Genomic DNA, 2198 nt, shown 5'->3' with positions numbered 1-2198 from the left:
TCGCCGGGATGGCGTAGTAGGCCTCGAGGTGCTCCTGCGAGTTCCACATGAACGTGCCGACGCGGTCGCCCTCGCCGACGCCCAGCGACGCGAGTCCGGCGGCGAGCAGGTCGCAGCGGTCGCCGACCTCGCGGTAGGTGGTGCGGTCGAGCTGGCCGGGCGCCCGCAGCGTCACCACCTCGGAGGCTCCGTTCACCGTGCGCATCCGCCGCAGGATCATCCCCACGGTCAGCGGGTGGTCGTTCTGCATGAGACCTTCGAGCATCAGGACAGCTCCCTCTCAGGGGTTCGGATGGGTGCGCGGGTGATGAGCACTGACTGCCTATGTCTATCGCGCCCGCCCGTCGCGCGTAAAGGTGTGTCGGCGCCAACCGCCGACACACCGCTTCGGGGTTTCCTCAGCCGGCGACCGGCGTGTTCAGCAGTCCGGCCAGGCGGTCGTTGATGATCTCCTCGGCCTCGGTGATCATCCGGTCCACCAGCTCCTGGCAGGTCGGGACGTCCTCGATCAGCGCCTGGGAGAGCCCGGCGGACCAGATGCCGGCGTCGGTGTCGCCGGTCTCGTAGACGGTCCTGCCGCGTGCCCCGGAGACGAGCTCGCGGACGTCCTCGAACTGCCCGCCCTCCTTCTCGATCCGGATGACCTCCTGCGAGACGCTGTTCTTCGCCACGCGGGCGGTGTTGCGGAACGACCGGAAGATGTGGTCGGTCATCCGCTCGTCGGCCTGCACGAGATGGTCCTTGACCCTGTCGTGGATCGGGGATTCGGCAGTGGCCATGAACCGCGTGCCCATGTTGATCGCGTCGGCCCCGAGCGCGAGCGCGGCGACCATGCCACGGGCGTCGGAGATCCCGCCCGAGGCGATGATCGGGATGTCGAGCTGGTCGGCCGCTCGCGGGATCAGGATGAGGTTGGTGACGTCGTCCTCGCCCGGGTGCCCGGCGCAGTCGAAGCCGTCGATCGAGACCGCGTCGACCCCGATCTGCTGGGCCTTCAGCGCGTGCCGCACCGTGGTGGCCTTGTGGATCGTCTTGATGCCGGCGGGCTTGAAGATCTCGAGGAACTCGGTCGGGTTGTTGCCCGCCGTCTCCACGTACTTCACGCCGGAGTCGACGATCGCCTGCGCGTACTCCATGTACGGCGGAGGCGTGATCGCCGGGAGGATCGTGAGGTTGACCCCGAACGGCTTGTCGGTCAGCTCCCGGCAGCGCTCGATCTCCTTCACGAGATCCTCAGGCGTCGGCTGGGTCAGCGCGGTGATGTGGCCGAGCGCGCCCGCGTTGGCGACGGCGGCTACCAGTTCCGCCCGGCCGACCCACTGCATGCCGCCCTGGACGATGGGGTGCTCGATACCGAACGTCTCGGTGAACCTCGTGGTGAACATTCGCTCTCTCTCGTTGGGATGAAGTCGGGGCCGGCCCGCCTAGGCGGTGCCGACGATCTCGCCGAGCAGGGCCCGGGCGATCACGAGCCGCTGGATCTCGCTCGTCCCCTCGTAGATCTCGGTGATCTTGGCGTCGCGGTAGTACCGCTCCACCGGGAACTCCTTGGTGTAGCCGTAGCCGCCGAGCACCTGGATCGCCTCGCCGGTCCAGTGCCGGGCGACGCGGCTGGCGAACAGCTTGGCCTGCGCGCCCTCGACGGTGTGCGGCTTGCCGGCGTCCTTCAGCCGCGCGGCCCGGTGCACCAGCGCGCGGGCCGCGGCGATCTCCGTCTGCATGTCGGCGAGCTTCTGCGAGATCGCCTGGAACCCGCCGATCGGACGGCCGAAGGCGTGGCGCTCCTTGGCGTAGGCGGTCGCGACGTCGAGCGCGGCCTGCGCGATCCCGACGGCCTGGGCGGCGATCCCGATGCGCCCGCCGTCGAGGGTCGACAGCGCGATGCGCATGCCCGCGCCGGGCGGACCCAGGCGCTCGGCGGGCGTGCGCTCGAACAGGAGGTCGGCGGTGTTGGAGGAGTGCTGCCCGAGCTTCTCCTCCTTGCGCGTGATCGAGAACCCCTCGGCCCCGGCGCGCACCACGAAGCCGCTGGGCTTGTCGCGCGCCTCCGGGTCGCGGGCGAACACCGTGAAGGTCTGCGCGTAGGTGCCGTTGGTGATCCACTGCTTCGTGCCGTCGATCCGCACGTGGGCGTCGGACCCGCCCTCGACGACCTTCGAGCGCATCGCGCCCGCGTCGGACCCGGACTCCGCCTCGGT

The 2198-nt window shown here is 69.9% G+C and carries 3 protein-coding genes; all 3 read right to left on the bottom strand.

Translation table 11 applies throughout. From position 1 onward, the window contains the following. On the bottom strand, nucleotides 1-265 hold a 265-nt coding region (locus ABYE80_RS20060; RefSeq protein WP_372792097.1), incomplete at its 3' end, for an AMP-binding protein. A gap of 133 nt (nucleotides 266-398) precedes the next feature. Further along, nucleotides 399-1385 (bottom strand): NAD(P)H-dependent flavin oxidoreductase, encoded by a 987-nt coding sequence (locus ABYE80_RS20055; protein WP_372792095.1) that lies wholly within the window; start codon nucleotides 1383-1385, stop codon nucleotides 399-401. A 39-nt stretch (nucleotides 1386-1424) separates the two neighbouring features. Then, nucleotides 1425-2198, bottom strand: a 774-nt coding sequence (locus ABYE80_RS20050; RefSeq protein ID WP_372792093.1) for an acyl-CoA dehydrogenase family protein, incomplete at its 5' end; no start/stop codon positions are given.

It is taken from the genome of Paraconexibacter sp. (genome assembly GCF_041602235.1).
Taxonomy (GTDB): Bacteria; Actinomycetota; Thermoleophilia; order Solirubrobacterales; family Solirubrobacteraceae; genus Paraconexibacter.
This window is presented reverse-complemented; position numbering and strand designations above follow the sequence as displayed.